Origin of the sequence: Streptococcus sp. 27098_8_186, from assembly GCF_041432055.1 — a bacterium.
Lineage (GTDB): Bacteria > Bacillota > Bacilli > Lactobacillales > Streptococcaceae > Streptococcus > Streptococcus dentalis.
Window position 1 is genome coordinate 22671 of sequence record NZ_JAPVYV010000003.1, and the last position, 18502, is coordinate 41172.

Consider the following 18502-nt stretch of genomic DNA (forward strand, 5'->3'; position numbering starts at 1 on the left):
AAAAATGAATATAGGAAAAATTATTAAGATAACAGATACAAATATCTACGTTGGTTTTAATGACGGTACGATGAAAGAATTTACTCATTCATCGCTAGATTCAGAGTTCACAATCGGTGAAATAGTTGAAGTTTATGGAGATATTATCATTAAATCATCTAATCTCCATTCTACAAAAAAATTACGGCAAAACTCTCCCATAGTACAATCAACCCCCAAAAACAAGTCAAAGTTCTTACGTTATTCAATATTATCTGCTCTGAGCATACTAGTAGTTTTTAGTATCTTTTACTTAGTAACATTTAACCATGTGGACTCTACCAAAGGATTTAAAACCATAGATAACTATCTCAGAGCCAGAGGACTCACTGTACAAGGTTATGGAAAAGTTATGAGTGAACCAGAGGAATCTGGTAACTATGTAACTTTCCAAATCGGTGAGCTGGATGAGTTTATATTTAATAACAATGCAAATAACATCTTTAACAAGGAACATACAAATCTTGTTACAGCTACTGTGAAAATACCTAAAAGTAAGTATTTAGGTGATGTACATAAGGATGACATTATTGGTATCAATGGTAAAACTTCTCAGCAACAGATTGAAGAAATTATCGCAGATAACTACTATACAGCTAAGAATATAAATAACCCTACTTCAAGTTCTTCTGCTGATGACTCTTCATCTGAATTGTCAACTACAGAGAAGAATAAATCTGACTATATACCAGTTAATTTTGAAAAGTGGAGCAATAACGAAATCCCTAACGGAACACAAGCTAAAGTTAAAGGAAAAGTATTGCAAGAAGTCAAAAGATTTGCTAGCCGTACTCTAAAAATTGCCGTAGATAATGACGAAAATAAAATACTTCTAGTTACTATATTTGACGTTAATTACGAAGAACCAATTCATCTAGGTGACCAAATTACTCTTTATGGTAATACAGGAGGTCTATCTGACGACAATGAATCCCTTACCGAAGGAATCGAACTACCAAAACCTGTTCCATTTATGATTGGATTCATATACGAAAACTAGGAAATATCATGAAACTAAGATCTAAACACAAAATCATTAGCATCACAGTTACACACGCACATATCCTTCTCAATACGGGTGAAACCACAAAAGTTGCCTTGAATGAACTTTCATTCAAGCCCAAAGTCAATGATATAGTAGAGGTTTACCAGAACAAAGATCAAATCATAGTGATGAAAGTGCGTGAAAAACGTAAGCAATGGATTTACACAGTGATAGTGACAATTGTAGCTCTTGTGATAGGCGGTACAAGTCTTTGGTTTCTCAATCACAGGGACGACTCCACTAAAGTTGTCAAAAAGCACAGTTTTTCACAGAAAGACACCTCTGAATTTTCTTACAGAAGTTCTTCCTCAAATTCCTCCTCTTCTAGCAGTGAACCAGAGGCACCTGTGATTGACACCTCAGCAGAGGCTCTAAGAGATATGGAGAACGATGGAACGCTTAAGACGGGGCAACGATACCGTTTTACAGCAGAACTTTTTAGACAAAGCGAATGGGCGGATTATTCGGGACATTTCAAGAAACTTAATCCTTACTACTCCATTTGGGTTAAGGCTAGCAATGCTCCAATCTCAGGTATTGAGATCCAAATCATGAAATCACTAACCACAGGCTGGACAGAAGGAATGAAAATCACTTTCACAGTTAAAATCATGGAAGATTCTGAGAAATTTCAATTTTGGGTGGTCACAGAAGCTATACCAGCACCAACACCAAAATTACAGCAACAAGAAAGTACACCACAACCAGAGATACAGGGTATTGATACCAATGCAATCCTACGAGGAGACTATACAAGCATTGCAGGAGTTTGGCAAAATGCATCAGGGCAACAAATTATCTTTGATAATAAAGGGTTGGTAAATTTAGGGACTATTACCAGTGCTAATGCTGGAGGAACTAATGGTATAATTGGTTTACAAGTAGGTTCAAATTCTTCAGGAGGTAGTATAATTATATACCCTATTGGAGCTAGCATTATTACGAGAAGTGGTATAGATAATTCTGATAAAAATCAAATTAGAATTATGGCTGTTCAATCACAGCCAATTGACACCTCCGATGTCTATTATCATATATCGAATTAATCAGCTACTCCTCCAATTACTGACTTATATAAATAAAGTATGTCGACAAAAATATCCCTTAAATTAAAAAAAGAGTCTGGGACAATAGTCGCCTAGTACCAAAAAAGCAACGGTAAATCCGTTGCTTTTTTGGAGTTAAAGGACTTTTGTTCCAGACTCTTTTTTGTATCGTAAGGAAAGGACGGGATTTGAACCCGCGCGTGAAGAAAATCCACTTGCCGGATTTCGAGTCCGGTGCCGTACCAAGCTGGGCCACCTTTCCAAGATGCGGAGAAAGGGATTTGAACCCTCACGCCCGAAGGGGCACATGCGCCTGAAGCATGCGTGTCTGCCGTTCCACCACCTCCGCATAGATCTATTATACACTTTTTAGGAAAAATACTAAAGAAAAAAAGGAATTACGTTAAAGTCCCTAACAAGAAAACCATAGACAATAGGAGACTACAATATGATAGGGGAACTGCTTGCATATTTTCTTATCAAGCATTCCAGCCTTATTTCTCAATTTTTGGTATAATAGGAGTATTAATCTCAAAGGAGTGCGATTTGCAAGGAACAATCGTCAAGGCCTTGGCTGGCTTCTACTATGTGGAGTCAGACGGCCATATTTACCAGACACGGGCTCGTGGAAATTTTAGAAAAAAAGGACAGACTCCTTATGTGGGGGATCAGGTAGAGTTCTCTGCTGAAGAGAATTCGGAAGGCTACATTTTGAGTATTGCCCCTCGAAAAAATAGCCTCGTGCGCCCTCCTATTGTCAATATTGATCAGGCAGTAGTGATCATGTCAGCTAAGGAGCCGGATTTCAACGCCAATCTTTTAGACCGTTTTCTGGTCCTTTTGGAGCATAAGGGAATTCACCCCATTGTCTACATTTCCAAACTAGACTTGTTAGAAGATATGGAAGACATTCACTACTACCAAAGAATCTACCAGGCTATTGGCTATGACTTTGTCTTGTCAATTGGGGAACTCTTGCCACTTTTAACCCATAAAACCACCGTCTTTATGGGACAGACCGGTGTCGGAAAATCGACCTTGCTCAATAAAATCGCTCCGGATTTAGAACTTGAAACGGGTGAAATCTCAGATAGTTTAGGCCGCGGTCGACACACGACTCGAGCTGTCAGCTTTTACTATCTAAATGGTGGCAAGATCGCAGACACCCCTGGTTTTTCATCCCTTGATTATGAAGTGACGACCAGTGAAGAGTTAAATCAGGCCTTTCCAGAGATTGCGGACGTGAGCCACTCTTGTAAGTTTCGTACCTGTACGCATACGCATGAGCCTGCATGTGCAGTGAAACCAGCCGTTGAAACAGCAGAGATTGCGACTTTTCGTTTTGAGAATTACTTGCAATTTTTAAGTGAGATTGAAAACCGTCGCGAAACCTATAAAAAAGTTTCGAAAAAAATGCCAAAATAGGAGACAATAGAAGAATGAAAACAATGAAAATAGCACCCTCAATTTTGAGTGCAGATTATGCCAATTTTGAAAGTGAGTTGAAACGCTTAGAAGCAGCTGGAGCTGACTATGCTCATATCGATGTCATGGATGGTCATTTTGTGCCAAATATCAGCTTTGGAGCTGGAGTCGTAGAGAGTATGCGTCCGCATAGCAAGTTGGTCTTTGATTGCCACTTGATGGTAACCAATCCCGAACACCACATTGAAGAATTTGCCCGTGCAGGTGCGGATATCATCAGCATTCATGTGGAAGCGACTCCTCATATCCATGGAGCTCTTCAAAAAATTCGTCAAGCCGGTGTGAAAGCTAGTGTTGTGATTAATCCAGGAACTCCTGTAGACAGTATCAAACACGTCTTGAACTTGGTGGATCAAGTCTTGGTCATGACCGTTAATCCAGGATTCGGTGGCCAAGCCTTTCTTCCAGAAACAATGGACAAGGTGCGCGAATTAGCAGCTCTTCGTGAAGAGAAAGGCTTAGACTTTGATATCGAAGTCGATGGCGGAATTGATGGCCAAAGTATTTCCCAAGCAAAAGAAGCCGGGGCTAATGTTTTTGTAGCGGGCTCTTATGTCTTTAACGGAGATGTCAATGAGCGTGTGCAAACGCTCCGAGATGCCATCAATGGTTAATATAGGAGTATTGGCAGGTGGAGATTCTTCACTACTACCAAAAGATCAAGAGCTATACGTAGGTGTCGACGGAGGCTGTTTGAAGTTGCTGGCACAAGGCCTGCCTTTAGATATGGCTGTGGGGGATTTTGATTCCATTTCTGAAACTGATTTGAGCAAGATCCGCACCCAAGCCAAGCAAGTGGTTCAGTCCGTCCCTGAAAAGAACGATACGGATTTGGAATTGGCCTTGAAAGCAGTCTTTGAAGCCTATCCAGATGCTGCAGTTACAGTTTACGGTGCCTTTGGTGGTCGCTTGGATCACTTTTTGTCTAATATCTTTTTGCCGACCGATCCAGACCTAGCTCCCTATATGGAGCAGATCCAATTAGTCGATGGTCAAAATCGTCTGATTTACAGACCAGTTGGCTGTCATGAGATTCAGCCCGATCCTACTAAGCCCTATGTTGGTTTTATGCCTGTCGGACAAGGTCGCGTAGAGATCACAGGGGCCAAGTATCCGCTCCATCCGGAGAATTATTTTTTGAAGGCCATGTATGGCTCCAATGAATTTTTAGATCAACCGATTCAAGTGAGTCTCGACCGTGGCTATCTTGTCATTGTTTATAGTAAAGACAGAGGTTAATATGAATATCATTCTGCTTCTGATTGGCCTGCTCAATCTGGGCCTCCTCATCTATCTCTTGCAACGGTCAGATGATACAAGACCGGCTTTACGAGAGATGCTGGAAGACCACGAGGATCATTTGACAGACCAGTTGGACTATCGTTTTGAAAAAGAAAGACAAGCAAGCCAGATTGCCAATCAACAGTTAGAGATTGCCCTGACAGATCGCTTGACTGAGATGCGAGTGGAGATCCACCAACAGACGACAGCTCTACGCGCTGAGATGAATGAGCACTTCACCAAAAATCGGGATAAAACAGATGAGCGCATGCGCCAGATTCAAGAGTCCAATGAAGTGCGGCTAGAACAGATGCGTCAAACGGTAGAAGAAAAGTTGGAGAAAACCTTGCAACACCGCTTGCAGACTTCCTTTGAGACTGTTTCGAAACAGTTGGAATCGGTCAACAAAGGGCTGGGAGAAATGCAGACGGTGGCGAGAGATGTTGGAACTCTCAATAAAGTTCTTTCCAACACCAAGACCCGTGGGATTATGGGCGAATTGCAGCTGGGTCAAATCATTGAAGATATCTTGACACCAGCCCAGTATGAGCGAGAATTTATCACTGTACCCCAGTCCAGTGAGCGCGTAGAGTACGCTATCAAGCTTCCGGGACAAGGAGAGGAACCAGTCTATTTACCAATTGACTCTAAGTTCCCTCTGGAAGACTACTATCGTCTGGAAGAAGCTTATGAATCAGGAGAGAAAGAGGAGATCGAGCGTTACCGCAAGGCCCTTCTTGCTAGTATCAAGCGTTTTGCCAAAGATATCCAACAAAAATACCTCTTTCCACCAGCGACAACGAATTTTGGAATTCTCTTTTTGCCAACCGAAGGCCTTTATTCGGAAGTCGTTCGCAATCCAGAATTCTTCGATCGCTTGCGTCGGGAAGAACAAATTTTAGTAGCTGGTCCAAGCACGCTATCTGCCCTTTTGAACTCCTTGTCTGTTGGCTTTAAAACGCTCAACATCCAAAAGAGTGCAGATGACATTAGTAAGGTGTTGGGATCGGTCAAATCAGAATTCCATAAGTTTGGAGGGATTCTCGCCAAGACCCAGCGTCATTTAAAGAATGCTTCCAATAATATTGATGATTTGCTAACCAGACGGACCAGTGCCATCGAGCGGACGCTCCGCCAAATCGAAAGCGATGAAGACCTGCTGGAACTAGATGTATATATAGAAGATGGAGAAGATGATGGTCAAAATTAACCAAATGAAAAAAGATGAATTGTTCGAAGGATTCTATTTGATCAAGTCAGCAGAAGTGCGTCAAACGCGGGCTGGGAAGAACTATCTAGCCTTTGTATTTCAGGATGAGACCGGAACGATCGAAGGCAAACTATGGGATGCCCAACCCCACAATGTAGAGAGCTTTATAGCTGGGCGCGTGGTCCATATGTCTGGACGTCGAGAAGTTTACAATAATACTCCGCAAGTCAACCAATTAAACATGCGCTTGCCCCAAGCAGGAGAGCCCAACAATCCAGCAGACTTTAAGGAAAAACCACCAGTAGACCCTAAGGAATTGCATGAATACCTGTCAAACATGATTTTCAAAATTGAAAATCCAGTCTGGCAACGGATTGTCCGTGCCCTCTATGGGAAATATGAGAAAGAGTTTTATAGCTATCCAGCTGCTAAGACCAACCACCATGCCTTTGAAGCCGGTCTTGCTTATCATACGGCGACCATGGTCCGCTTGGCAGATAGTATCGGTGATATCTATCCTCAGTTGAATAAGAGCTTGCTCTTTGCAGGGATTATGTTACACGATTTGGCCAAAGTGATCGAGTTGACAGGTCCTGAAAATACAGAATACACTGTTCGGGGCAACCTCATCGGCCACATTGCACTCATCGATGAAGAAATTAGCAAGGTCTTGCAAGACTTGAAGATTGATGACCAAAAAGAAGAAGTCATCGTCCTTCGCCATGTGATCTTGAGTCACCATGGCTTGCTCGAATACGGTAGTCCTGTTCGTCCAAAGATCATGGAAGCAGAGATTATTCATATGATCGATAATTTGGATGCAGAAATGATGATGATGACAACAGCACTTGGCTTAATTGGTCCTGGAGAAATGACCAATAAAATCTTTGCTATGGAAAACAGATCCTTCTATAAACCGAATCTCGATGAGTAAAAACAGCGAGAAATACGGGAATGCTTCTGCCAAAAATGAAATAATCAGGAAAAAACGGCCTTCTGTAAATCAGAATGTTCGTTTTTTTCTGTTCTTATGGTATAATGATAGAAAAAACTACATGGTGAGAAAATGAAATTAAGAAGAAGTGAACGGATGGTCGTGATTTCTAATTACTTGATCAACCATCCCTATGAATTGACTAGTCTCAATACGTTTGCGGAAAAGTATGAGTCTGCCAAGTCTTCCATCTCAGAAGATATCGTGATCATTAAGCGTGCGTTTGAAGAGATGGAAATTGGAAATATTGAGACCATTACAGGAGCTGGAGGAGGCGTGATCTTTACACCGTCTATCTCAGATCAAGAATCCAAAGAAATCGTCGAGGATCTTTGCAAGCAACTGTCTGAAAGTGATCGTATCCTTCCTGGTGGCTACATTTACTTGTCTGATCTTTTGAGCAATCCGAAGATTTTGAATCGGATCGGACGCATCATTGCCAAAGCCTTCCGAGATAAGAAGATTGATGCTGTCATGACCGTAGCGACCAAGGGAGTTCCTTTAGCGAATGCAGTGGCTAATGTCTTGAATGTTCCATTCGTCATTGTCCGTCGTGATTTGAAAATCACAGAAGGGTCAACCGTTAGTGTCAACTATGTTTCAGGCTCAAGTGGAGATCGCATTGAGAAAATGTTCCTTTCAAAACGGAGCCTAAAAGCAGGAAGCCGGGTCTTGATTGTCGATGACTTCCTTAAAGGTGGCGGAACGATTAACGGAATGGTCAGTCTCTTGGCTGAATTCGATTCTGAATTAGCAGGGGTAGCTGTCTTTGCAGATAATGCTGCAACCGACCGGGAATTCTTTGAACACAAATCCTTATTGCGCGTGACCAACATCGATGTAAAAGAAAATAAATTGAGTGTCGAAGTTGGGAATATCTTTGATTAAGAGCAACAAAGGAGGATCAAAAAGTGAAAAGAATTTTAGATCGATTTGATAATAGTCCTTTGTGGATTCGCTTGGTGACAGTTCTTACCTTATCCTTTATTTTGGTAGCTGGCTTGTATACTGTTAAAAAGAATACAGCTGCTCAGGTAACGACAGAAATTCAACCTGCTAAAAAAACAGGTTCCCTTCCAGTGAAAAAGGAAACAAAGGAAGAAAAAGAAAAGAAGGAAGAAAAGAAAAATACAGAAGCTGCTGAAAAAGCAGTCGTTCAAATGGAAACAACTCCAAGTCAAGATTCTGTGAACGCTGCCCAGGCTGCTGTGAAGAAAGTCAAAGATGCAACTCAAAAGCAATCGCTTGAAGCCCGTATCCAATACATTGCTAACTATTATGGACTGACCTATGAGAGTGGTACTGTGACAACGCAGCAGACTCAAACAGACGCTAATGCCAACACGAACGCAAACGCGAATGCTAATGCCAATGACAATGCTAATGCCAATGCTGGAGTAGCTGGAGGCAATGCGACAGTTCAACCACAACAGCAACAACAGAATGCTCCAGCTGCAGCTACAGGGGCAGAAGAACCAGCTCAAGCTGGTCAATAGTGAACTTTTTCGACTTCTTTAAAAAATAAAAAAACATCTTGCAATCAAAGTGCCGTCATGTTATAATAATAGACGGTACTTTTTACTTTTGGTCTCTCAAGAGTGTACAGGGACGTGCTGACAAATGTTGCAAAAGTACACACGGATGGTAGCTGTCACCAAGTGTACCATCACCAAAAATAAAAAATTTCACAGGAGAATGTAGATGCCTACAATTAACCAATTGGTTCGCAAACCGCGTAAATCAAAAGTAGAAAAATCTAAATCACCAGCTTTGAACGTTGGTTACAACAGTCATAAAAAAGTTCAAACAAACGTTTCTTCACCACAAAAACGTGGTGTTGCAACTCGTGTTGGAACAATGACACCTAAAAAACCTAACTCTGCCCTTCGTAAATTTGCCCGTGTACGTTTGAGCAACTTGATCGAAGTGACTGCTTATATCCCAGGTATCGGACACAACTTGCAAGAACACAGCGTGGTTCTTCTTCGTGGTGGACGTGTAAAAGACCTTCCAGGGGTACGTTACCATATCGTCCGTGGTGCACTTGATACTGCAGGTGTAAACGATCGTAAACAAGGCCGTTCTAAATACGGTACTAAAAAACCAAAAGCATAAGGAAAGGGGATAAAGAAAAATGAGTCGTAAAAACCGTGCGCCTAAACGCGATGTATTGCCAGATCCGCTTTACAATTCACAATTAGTTACTCGTCTTATCAACCGCGTTATGCTTGATGGGAAACGTGGTACAGCTGCTTCAATCGTTTACGGAGCTTTCGAACAAATTAAAGAAGCTACTGGAAACGATGCTCTTGAAGTATTCGAAACAGCTATGGAAAACATCATGCCTGTACTTGAAGTACGTGCTCGCCGTGTCGGTGGTTCTAACTACCAAGTCCCAGTTGAAGTTCGTCCAGAACGTCGTACAACACTTGGACTTCGTTGGTTGGTAACCATCGCTCGTCAACGTGGTGAACACACAATGGTTGATCGTCTTGCAAAAGAAATCTTGGATGCAGCGAACAACACTGGTGCAGCTGTTAAGAAACGTGAAGATACTCACCGTATGGCTGAAGCTAACCGTGCATTCGCACACTTCCGCTGGTAAGATTAAGATACTAAGGGCGTTAAAAAAGCGACTGAAAATTAGGAAGCTTGACGAAGAATCAAAGATTCTAGGAAAGCTTATCTATTTTCCGAGCTTTTAGCCCAGGTTCAATTGAGCTCAACTCGGCTAACTAACTTTAGCCCGGGTTCGATTGAGTTCGATCAGCTCTTGAACCCAATTCAACTCTTCTTAAAAGTTGGAACCAAAACTTAGCATGAAAACACTGAGAACGGGTAGGTCCTGCCTATCCGTTTTTATTAAATCATGTTATAATAGAATATAGAAATAAAAAATATAGGAGAAACAAACCTCATGGCACGCGAATTTTCACTTGAAAAAACTCGTAATATCGGTATCATGGCTCACGTCGATGCTGGTAAAACAACTACAACTGAGCGTATCCTTTACTACACTGGTAAGATTCACAAAATCGGTGAAACTCACGAAGGTGCGTCACAAATGGACTGGATGGAGCAAGAGCAAGAACGTGGTATCACTATCACATCTGCCGCTACAACAGCTCAATGGAAAGACACTCGTGTAAACATCATCGACACACCAGGACACGTGGACTTCACGATCGAAGTTCAACGTTCACTCCGCGTTTTGGACGGTGCTGTAACCGTTCTTGACTCACAATCAGGTGTTGAGCCTCAAACTGAAACAGTTTGGCGTCAAGCAACTGAATACGGAGTTCCTCGTATCGTATTCGCTAACAAGATGGATAAAATCGGTGCTGACTTCCTTTACTCAGTAAGCACACTTCATGACCGTCTTCAAGCAAACGCTCACCCAATTCAATTGCCAATCGGTGCTGAAGATGACTTCCGCGGAATCATTGACTTGATCAAGATGAAAGCTGAAATCTATACTAACGACCTTGGTACAGATATCCTTGAAGAAGATATTCCAGCTGAATACCTTGAACAAGCTCAAGAATACCGTGAAAAATTGGTTGAAGCTGTTGCTGAAACTGATGAAGACTTGATGATGAAATACCTTGAAGGGGAAGAAATCACTAACGAAGAATTGAAAGCTGGTATCCGTAAAGCTACAATCAACGTTGAATTCTACCCAGTACTTTGTGGTTCTGCCTTCAAGAACAAAGGGGTTCAATTGATGTTGGATGCAGTCCTTGACTACCTTCCAAGCCCACTTGATATCCCTGCAATCAAGGGTGTAAACCCAGATACAGACGAAGAAGAAGAACGTCCAGCATCTGATGAAGAGCCATTTGCAGCTCTTGCCTTCAAGATCATGACTGACCCATTCGTAGGTCGTTTGACATTCTTCCGTGTTTACTCAGGTGTCTTGAACTCAGGTTCATACGTATTGAACACTTCTAAAGGTAAACGTGAACGTATCGGACGTATCCTTCAAATGCACGCCAACACTCGTAAAGAAATCGAAACAGTTTACTCTGGAGATATCGCTGCTGCCGTTGGTTTGAAAGATACTACAACTGGTGACTCATTGACAGATGAAAAAGCAAAAATCATCCTTGAATCAATCGAAGTTCCAGAACCAGTTATCCAATTGATGGTTGAGCCTAAATCTAAAGCAGACCAAGACAAGATGGGTATCGCCCTTCAAAAATTGGCTGAAGAAGATCCAACATTCCGCGTTGAAACAAACCCTGAAACTGGTGAAACAGTTATCTCTGGTATGGGTGAGTTGCACTTGGATGTCCTTGTTGACCGTATGAAACGTGAATTCAAGGTTGAAGCTAACGTTGGTGCTCCTCAAGTATCTTACCGCGAAACATTCCGCGCTTCTACACAAGCACGTGGATTCTTCAAACGTCAATCTGGTGGTAAAGGTCAGTTTGGTGATGTTTGGATCGAATTTACTCCAAACGAAGAAGGTAAAGGATTCGAGTTCGAAAATGCGATCGTCGGTGGTGTGGTTCCACGTGAATTCATCCCTGCAGTAGAAAAAGGACTTCAAGAATCTATGGCGAACGGTGTTCTTGCTGGTTACCCAATGGTTGACGTGAAAGCTAAGCTTTACGATGGTTCATACCACGATGTCGACTCATCTGAAACTGCCTTCAAGATCGCTGCATCTCTTGCACTTAAAGAAGCTGCTAAGACTGCACAACCAGCTATCCTTGAACCAATGATGCTTGTAACCATCACAGTTCCTGAAGAAAACCTTGGGGATGTTATGGGTCACGTAACTGCTCGTCGTGGACGTGTAGATGGTATGGAAGCACACGGTGCAAGCCAAATCGTTCGTGCTTATGTGCCACTTGCTGAAATGTTCGGTTACGCTACTGTCCTTCGTTCTGCAACTCAAGGACGTGGTACCTTCATGATGGTATTCGACCACTACGAAGATGTACCAAAATCAGTACAAGAAGAAATCATTAAAAAAGCTAAAGGTGAAGCTTAATTTACCAATGCTTAAAAACTCTTCCCACTTTGGGAAGAGTTTTTCTTTGTTCCAAAAGTGAGTACAAGTAAAATAGCGCTTTTCCTATCGATCAAGACTTTGTGAAAAACTTTAATAAAAGAGGTGGTGATCTATGATAAATCTTGCTTTTCGTTGGGAAATAGTTGCTTTTTAATGCAATAAAGTATATAATAGAGACTGTTAAAAGATGTTTGGCGCTGTGTCAAGTTACTCTTTTCACAAAAAAATTTTTTGATTTTCATAAGGAGGAAATCACGAATGGTAGTTAAAGTTGGTATTAACGGTTTCGGTCGTATCGGACGTCTTGCTTTCCGTCGTATCCAAAACGTAGAAGGTGTTGAAGTTACTCGCATCAACGACCTTACAGATCCAGTTATGCTTGCACACTTGTTGAAATACGATACAACTCAAGGTCGTTTCGACGGTACTGTGGAAGTTAAAGAAGGTGGATTCGAAGTTAACGGTAAATTCGTTAAAGTTTCTGCTGAACGCGATCCAGAACAAATCGACTGGGCTAACGACGGTGTAGAAATCGTTCTTGAAGCAACTGGTTTCTTTGCTACTAAAGCAGCTGCTGAAAAACACTTGCATGCTGGTGGTGCTAAGAAAGTTGTTATCACTGCTCCTGGTGGATCAGATGTTAAAACAGTCGTATTTAACACTAACCACGATATTCTTGATGGTACTGAAACAGTTATCTCAGGTGCTTCATGTACTACAAACTGCTTGGCTCCAATGGCTAAAGCTCTTCAAGATAACTTCGGTGTTGTTGAAGGATTGATGACTACTATCCACGCTTACACTGGTGACCAAATGATCCTTGACGGTCCACACCGTAAAGGTGACCTTCGTCGTGCACGCGCTGGTGCTGCTAACATCGTTCCTAACTCAACTGGTGCTGCTAAAGCAATCGGTTTGGTTATCCCTGAATTGAACGGTAAATTGGACGGAGCTGCACAACGTGTTCCTGTTCCAACTGGATCAGTTACTGAATTGGTAGTTGTTCTTGACAAGAACGTTACTGTTGATGAAGTGAATGCAGCTATGAAAGCAGCTTCAAACGAATCATACGGTTACACTGAAGATCCAATCGTATCTTCAGACGTTGTAGGTATGTCTTACGGATCATTGTTTGACGCAACTCAAACTAAAGTTATTGACGTTGACGGTAAACAATTGGTTAAAGTTGTTTCATGGTATGACAACGAAATGTCTTACACTGCACAACTTGTTCGTACTCTTGAATACTTCGCAAAAATTGCTAAATAATTCATGCGTATGATGAGAGGAGGGAAACCTCCTCTTTTTTTGTACTTTTTTTAGGGCTTTCTCATCATATTATAGGAATTGCCAAAATGGATTGACAGTGCTAAATAGATTAGGGTATCCTATTCTTGATTGGAGATTTCTAATACAACGAAATGAAAGCGATTACAGGTCGTGGGGGAAGGAGCCAATGGAAATCGCTCAAGAAAAAGAAAAAAACCATACAAGGAGGTCAAGATGAAAGGTCATCTATTTGAAAAGAAAGAACGATTTAGTATACGAAAATTCAGTGTGGGAGTTTGCTCCGCATTGATTGGGTTAGCATTTTTAGGAACAGGCGCTGTCTCTGCAGATGAGGCGGTTTCTACTAGTGAACAACCCTTAGAAGCATCTTCAGCAACGACCGAAGACGTCAATCATCTAGTGAGAGAAGCTGGCGTCTATACTGCAGATGCGGCCTTACCTGCTGCAGAAACGGAAAAACCAGCCGCAGAAGCGGTCACTCCGGAGGCTAGTCCTACAAGTACAGAAGCTAGCTCGACAACTACAGATCATCCAGCCGCTTCAGAGACTGAAAAACCGAAAGCTGCTGCAGAACAAGTGGCTGATTTACCAACCAATGAAGAAAAACAATTAAGACCCAAAGAAGTTAAGTTCGATACCTGGGACGATCTCTTGAAGTGGGAACCAGGAAAACGAGTGGATGACGATATGAACAGAGCAAGCGTCCCACTTGCGAGTCGTTTTCAAGGGAAACAAATTAATGAACAAGCCAACCCTGAAGCGAAGATCCAAGCACTGTCAAACATGAACTCCAAAGCCAAGGATCATGCGTCTGTCGGCGGGGAAGAGTTTAAGGCCTATGCTTTTGATTACTGGCAATATTTGGACTCCATGGTCTTTTGGGAAGGGCTGGTTCCATCAGCAGATGTGATCGATGCTGCCCACCGAAATGGGGTTCCTATTTATGGAACAATCTTTTATAACTGGTCTAGCAGCATCAAGGATCAAGAACATTTTGCAGAAACCTTGAAAGAAGATAGTGAAGGCTCTAAAACTTTCCCGATCGCTCGTAAATTAGTCGAACTTGCCAAGTACTATGGCTTTGATGGTTACTTTATCAACCAAGAAACAACCGGAAATCTTGTAGAACCATTGGGTCCAAAATTGAGAGATTTTCTTCTTTATACCAAGGAATATGCGAAAAGTCTGAACTATCCGATTAAGTATTCTTGGTATGATGCTATGACCTATGAATATGGCCGTTACCATGAGAATGCGCTGGGAGAATACAACTACAATTTCATGCAGCCAGAAAATGGGGAAAATCCAGTTGATACCTTCTTTGCTAACTTTAACTGGGGCAAATCAGAAGTGGATTATTCCATCAGTACAGCTAAATGGATTAACCGAAATCCTTATGATGTTCTAGCTGGACTCGAGCTCCAAAAAGGAGGCTCTTATAAAACCAATGTAGACTGGAATGCCATTTTAGATGAACATGGCAAGTTGCGTCTATCCCTTGGTCTTTATGCACCAGATACGATTACAGGTCTAGGAAAGACTGGAGAAGGTTACCATACACATGAAGATCTATTCTGGACAGGTTTCCAAGGAGATCCGACTAAAGGAAAACCAGCAGACCAATCTTGGTATGGAATGTCTAATTTGGTTGTGGACAAAACCCCAATCACTAGTGAAAATTTCAATACTTCCTTCAATACTGGACACGGAAAACACTGGTTTGTGGATGGCAAGATTTCTAAAGAAGGGGAGTGGAACTACCGTTCTGTTTCTGGCTACCTTCCAACATGGCGTTGGTGGGTAGAGCATAGTGAAGATAGTGCGCCATTGAAAGGTCGTTATGATTTTGATCAAGCCTACAATGGAGGAAATTCTCTAGCCTTTGAAGGAGATTTAAAAGCCAATAGCAGTCAAAATGTCATGCTCTATTCGACCAAGATTCCTGTGACAGAAACGACAAAATTGAGCGTCTCTCACAAGGGTGGGATCGGAGCAGCTGCCTGGGTAGCTGTTGCCACCAAAGAAGACTACTCTGAATACGAATGGAAAGAATTGACACCGAGTGCGGATTGGTCTACTCAAACCTTTGATTTGGGAAGTTTGGCTGGCAAGACCATTTATGCTGTGAAGATGTTCTTTGACCATGATACGGATGTCAAAGACTACAAATTTAATCTCGGCCAATTGTCGATTACGTCAAACCAAGAGAAACCAGCGACTCCAGCAGAAGTATCCGTTCGAGCAAAACGTCTACAAAATGCGCAAGAAGCAGAAGCAGTCCTCAATTTTAAAGGGGTAGCAGATGCGGATTATTATGAAGTCTATGAAAAAGATGGTGATAACTGGCGTCTCTTAACAGGGTCTTCTGCGACAACCGTCTATCTACCAAAAGTTAGCCGTTCAGCAAGTGCTGAAGGAACGACTCAGGAACTCAAGGTTGTGGCAGTTGGAAAAAATGGTCAACGTTCAGATGCGGGAACTGTAGCCTTTGATTGGGGCATGACCGTGTCAGATACCAGTCTACCAAAAGCTTTAGCACCAAACGTGGTCATTGGAGCGAAAGTGATCGGTTCGAGCTTCCCAGATGCGGATGGTAGTGAAGGCATTGAAGGCATGTTAAATGGGACCATTACCAGTCTTTCAGATAAATGGTCTTCTGCTCAATTGAGTGGAACCGTCGATATCCGCTTGACACAACCTCGGACCATTGTTCGTTGGGTCATGGACCATGCCGGTGCTGGTGGGGAATCTGTCGATGATGGCAAGATGAATACCCGTGACTTCGACCTTTACTACAAGGACGAAGCCGGTGAATGGAAACTCGCTAAGGAAGTTCGTGGCAATAAAGCCCATGTGTCTGACATTACACTTGATCATCCGATCAAGGCTCAAGACTGGCGTCTCCATGTCATTACAGCAGATAACGGCACCCCATGGCAAGCCATCCGGATTTACAACTGGAAGATGTATGAAAGTCTAGATACTGAGACGGTCAACATTCCGATGAAACATGCTGCAGCGCAAAACCTAGGTAATCATTTTGTCCAAGTCGGTTTCAAAGATGTCCCAGCTCATACTACTCTGACTCTTTATGCCGATAAAGAAGCCACTAGTCCAATTGCGACCATGACAGCCGATCAAGCTGGAAATCTCATCTTTAAACCGCTCGCTTTTGAATCAACCCCGTCTCTTCTTTACTATCGCGCACAAGTTCCTGGTAAAGATATCAGTAATGTTTTGGCGATCGAAGTTCCAAAGAATGATAAAGAGATTGCGGGACTTCAATTTGAAGATGGATTGACCAAGAAGGTCTACCGGGAAGGCGATGCCCTTTCCTTGAAAGGGGCGACTCTCCGCGTTCATTATAAAGATGGCCAAGCAGATCAACTGGTCAACCTCACCAACTCAGGTATAGAGATTCATGGATTTGACAGTAGCAAGCTCGGAGAACAACACCTAGAAGTTTCTTACCTTGGTCAGAAATTGGATAAGACACTCACTGTTTTTGTGGTCAGTGCAGAGGAAGCAGGTGAAAAAGCAGTTGCTGGTCTAGAATTGACTGACAAACCAAAAGTGGAATATATTGTCGGAGAAGCATTGGAGAAAGAAGGAGGACGCTTTACAGTCGTCTTTGAAGATGAAACGACTGAAACGCACGCCTTGACAGATGAAGGGGTGGAAGTGACTGGCTTTGATACGACCAAGGAAGGTCGTCAAACTATCACTGTCCATTACAAAGGAGCTAGTACAAGCTTTGATGTCCTCGTCAATCCAAAACCAGCTCTCAACGATGAATACCTCAAGCAAAAATTGGCTGAAGCTGAAGCTGCAAAAGCCAAAGTAGACTTTACATTTGCCACTCCTGAAGTCAAAGAAGCCTTGCTAGCGGGAATGGCTGCTTCTGAAAAAGTCTTGAAAGAGCATGATACCAGCACACAAGATCAAGTCAATGAGCAGTTGAACCAATTGACCGCTCTCTTGAAAGCCTTGGATGGTCAAGCTAATCTAACAAAAGAAAAAGAAGCTCTCTCTGCCCTAACAACAGAAGCGACCGCTCTATTAGCAAGCAAGCCAAATCACCCTTCTGGTGAAGCTTTACAGGCACTCTTGGAGAAAAATAAAGAGCTCCTAGCTTCTTCAGAGCTCACTCCTGAAGCCCTTGAAACAGCTAAGACAGGTCTAGAGACCTTGATTGCACTATTGAAAGAAGACAAGCCAGCGGTCTTTGTAGATCCTGCGACTGGAGTCGAAGTTCAATTCTCCAACTTAGAGCCAACCGTTGTCAAAGGACTAAAAGTCGCAAAAGTTGAAGCCAACCAGGCAGAAAAAGAAGAGCTGAAGAGCCGAGAAGGAATCGTCTTTGATATTGAAGGCGTGGATGCAAGCGGTCAGGATATCGATACCCACCATCCATCCCTTGTGAAAATCCCTGTGGATAAGGATAAAGAAGTTGAGCAAGTCCTCTTCTTCCCAGAAGGTCAAGCTCCTCAATCCTTGGCCTTTGAGAGAGTTGGAGATGTGGTCATCTTTACAGCTCCTCACTTTACCCACTATGCGATTGTCTACAAGCCAGCAAAAACGGAAGGACCAGATCAACCGATCCAACCAGAAGAACCGGCTAAACCTGATCAGCCTGTTCAACCAGCTGCCCCAGTGACTCCAGATCCATCTAATCCATTGAAGCCTACAGAGTCTTCTAAAGTGGATCAGTTGACCCCAACGACTTCTACTCAACCGGATCATCAAGAGGAAGAGCACAAGGATATGGTCGATCAAGAGATCCATCAGTTGTTAAGTACCCACCAAGGAACGAACTCACAGCCAACGGTTCAGCAAGAAACAAAAGATGCAAGCAAAGAAAGTCAATCGGAACACTTGCCAAATACGGCAAGCCTAGAAGCTTCCTTTGCAGCTGAAGCTGTTCTCCTAGCAGCCTTAGGCGGCTTCCTCTTGGCTGGTAAGAAGAAAGAAGAGTAAGTCTTTTACAGGATTCTATCGTTCACTTAAAAAGTCACTCTCAAAAAGACCTCTCTGGTGAAAACTAGAGAGGTTTGATCTTGTATCTAGAAGTGTCGTTCGGATCCTGCGAATT

General features: G+C 42.5%; 14 protein-coding genes and 2 tRNA genes. 14 read left to right on the forward strand and 2 right to left on the reverse strand.

Features of this window, described 5'->3' with window-relative positions:
- Window positions 1-4: 4 nt before the first annotated feature.
- A complete protein-coding gene (locus O3602_RS04330; RefSeq protein ID WP_371611217.1) occupies window positions 5-1039 on the forward strand; it encodes a hypothetical protein in 1035 nt (344 codons plus the stop codon).
- Between the two features lie 8 nt (window positions 1040-1047).
- Window positions 1048-2130 carry a DUF6287 domain-containing protein gene (locus tag O3602_RS04335; RefSeq protein ID WP_371611218.1) on the forward strand — a complete coding sequence of 361 codons (1083 nt, stop codon included), beginning with the start codon at window positions 1048-1050 and terminating at the stop codon, window positions 2128-2130.
- A 173-nt stretch (window positions 2131-2303) separates the two neighbouring features.
- Here the strand turns inward: O3602_RS04335 and O3602_RS04340 are convergent.
- Both O3602_RS04340 and O3602_RS04345 read right to left on the reverse strand, forming a co-directional pair.
- A tRNA-Ser gene (locus O3602_RS04340) sits at window positions 2304-2392 on the reverse strand.
- A gap of 4 nt (window positions 2393-2396) precedes the next feature.
- Window positions 2397-2479 (reverse strand) — tRNA-Leu (locus tag O3602_RS04345).
- A gap of 197 nt (window positions 2480-2676) precedes the next feature.
- On the opposite strand from O3602_RS04345, the gene rsgA reads away from it, so the two are divergent.
- The 12 genes from rsgA to O3602_RS04405 all read left to right on the forward strand — a co-directional run bounded on the left by rsgA (window position 2677) and on the right by O3602_RS04405 (window position 18387).
- Complete coding sequence (gene rsgA, locus O3602_RS04350; protein WP_371611219.1) at window positions 2677-3555, forward strand: ribosome small subunit-dependent GTPase A; 879 nt, start codon at window positions 2677-2679, stop codon at window positions 3553-3555.
- Window positions 3556-3569: 14 nt separating this feature from the next.
- Window positions 3570-4229 (forward strand): ribulose-phosphate 3-epimerase, encoded by a 660-nt coding sequence (gene rpe / locus O3602_RS04355; RefSeq protein ID WP_155170280.1) that lies wholly within the window; start codon window positions 3570-3572, stop codon window positions 4227-4229.
- Window positions 4222-4854 carry a thiamine diphosphokinase gene (locus tag O3602_RS04360; protein ID WP_371611273.1) on the forward strand — a complete coding sequence of 211 codons (633 nt, stop codon included), beginning with the start codon at window positions 4222-4224 and terminating at the stop codon, window positions 4852-4854. The genes rpe and O3602_RS04360 overlap by 8 nt, the downstream gene beginning before the upstream one ends.
- A gap of 1 nt (window position 4855) precedes the next feature.
- Window positions 4856-6106 carry a DNA recombination protein RmuC gene (locus O3602_RS04365; RefSeq protein ID WP_371611220.1) on the forward strand — a complete coding sequence of 417 codons (1251 nt, stop codon included), beginning with the start codon at window positions 4856-4858 and terminating at the stop codon, window positions 6104-6106.
- Window positions 6093-7040 carry a 3'-5' exoribonuclease YhaM family protein gene (locus tag O3602_RS04370; RefSeq protein WP_371611221.1) on the forward strand — a complete coding sequence of 316 codons (948 nt, stop codon included), beginning with the start codon at window positions 6093-6095 and terminating at the stop codon, window positions 7038-7040. Before O3602_RS04365 ends, O3602_RS04370 begins: the two co-directional genes overlap by 14 nt.
- 132 nt (window positions 7041-7172) lie before the next feature.
- A complete protein-coding gene (gene purR, locus O3602_RS04375; RefSeq protein WP_003012466.1) occupies window positions 7173-7988 on the forward strand; it encodes a pur operon repressor in 816 nt (271 codons plus the stop codon).
- A gap of 23 nt (window positions 7989-8011) precedes the next feature.
- On the forward strand, window positions 8012-8596 hold the full coding sequence (locus O3602_RS04380; protein ID WP_003012477.1) for a hypothetical protein: 585 nt from the start codon (window positions 8012-8014) through the stop codon (window positions 8594-8596).
- Between the two features lie 205 nt (window positions 8597-8801).
- Window positions 8802-9215 (forward strand): 30S ribosomal protein S12, encoded by a 414-nt coding sequence (gene rpsL / locus O3602_RS04385; protein WP_003003125.1) that lies wholly within the window; start codon window positions 8802-8804, stop codon window positions 9213-9215.
- 19 nt (window positions 9216-9234) lie between these two features.
- Window positions 9235-9705, forward strand: a complete 471-nt coding sequence (gene rpsG / locus O3602_RS04390; RefSeq protein WP_003003105.1) for a 30S ribosomal protein S7 — start codon at window positions 9235-9237, stop codon at window positions 9703-9705.
- A 312-nt stretch (window positions 9706-10017) separates the two neighbouring features.
- Window positions 10018-12099 (forward strand): elongation factor G, encoded by a 2082-nt coding sequence (gene fusA, locus O3602_RS04395; RefSeq protein ID WP_003003071.1) that lies wholly within the window; start codon window positions 10018-10020, stop codon window positions 12097-12099.
- A 279-nt stretch (window positions 12100-12378) separates the two neighbouring features.
- Complete coding sequence (gene gap, locus O3602_RS04400) at window positions 12379-13389, forward strand: type I glyceraldehyde-3-phosphate dehydrogenase (protein ID WP_003003093.1); 1011 nt, start codon at window positions 12379-12381, stop codon at window positions 13387-13389.
- Between the two features lie 234 nt (window positions 13390-13623).
- Window positions 13624-18387, forward strand: coding sequence for a bacterial Ig-like domain-containing protein (locus tag O3602_RS04405; protein WP_080563355.1), 4764 nt, complete (start codon window positions 13624-13626; stop codon window positions 18385-18387).
- The last annotated feature ends 115 nt before the right edge of the window (window positions 18388-18502 follow it).

What these genes read in the sequence shown, in the direction of transcription:
- rpsL (WP_003003125.1), top strand. Translation starts at nt 8,802, where the DNA reads ATGCCTACAATTAACCAATTGGTTCGCAAACCGCGTAAATCAAAAGTA.
- O3602_RS04370 (WP_371611221.1), top strand. Translation starts at nt 6,093, where the DNA reads ATGGTCAAAATTAACCAAATGAAAAAAGATGAATTGTTCGAAGGATTC.
- purR (WP_003012466.1), top strand. Translation starts at nt 7,173, where the DNA reads ATGAAATTAAGAAGAAGTGAACGGATGGTCGTGATTTCTAATTACTTG.
- O3602_RS04365 (WP_371611220.1), top strand. Translation starts at nt 4,856, where the DNA reads ATGAATATCATTCTGCTTCTGATTGGCCTGCTCAATCTGGGCCTCCTC.
- rpsG (WP_003003105.1), top strand. Translation starts at nt 9,235, where the DNA reads ATGAGTCGTAAAAACCGTGCGCCTAAACGCGATGTATTGCCAGATCCG.
- O3602_RS04335 (WP_371611218.1), top strand. Translation starts at nt 1,048, where the DNA reads ATGAAACTAAGATCTAAACACAAAATCATTAGCATCACAGTTACACAC.
- O3602_RS04330 (WP_371611217.1), top strand. Translation starts at nt 5, where the DNA reads ATGAATATAGGAAAAATTATTAAGATAACAGATACAAATATCTACGTT.
- fusA (WP_003003071.1), top strand. Translation starts at nt 10,018, where the DNA reads ATGGCACGCGAATTTTCACTTGAAAAAACTCGTAATATCGGTATCATG.
- gap (WP_003003093.1), top strand. Translation starts at nt 12,379, where the DNA reads ATGGTAGTTAAAGTTGGTATTAACGGTTTCGGTCGTATCGGACGTCTT.
- O3602_RS04405 (WP_080563355.1), top strand. Translation starts at nt 13,624, where the DNA reads ATGAAAGGTCATCTATTTGAAAAGAAAGAACGATTTAGTATACGAAAA.
- O3602_RS04360 (WP_371611273.1), top strand. Translation starts at nt 4,222, where the DNA reads ATGGTTAATATAGGAGTATTGGCAGGTGGAGATTCTTCACTACTACCA.
- rpe (WP_155170280.1), top strand. Translation starts at nt 3,570, where the DNA reads ATGAAAACAATGAAAATAGCACCCTCAATTTTGAGTGCAGATTATGCC.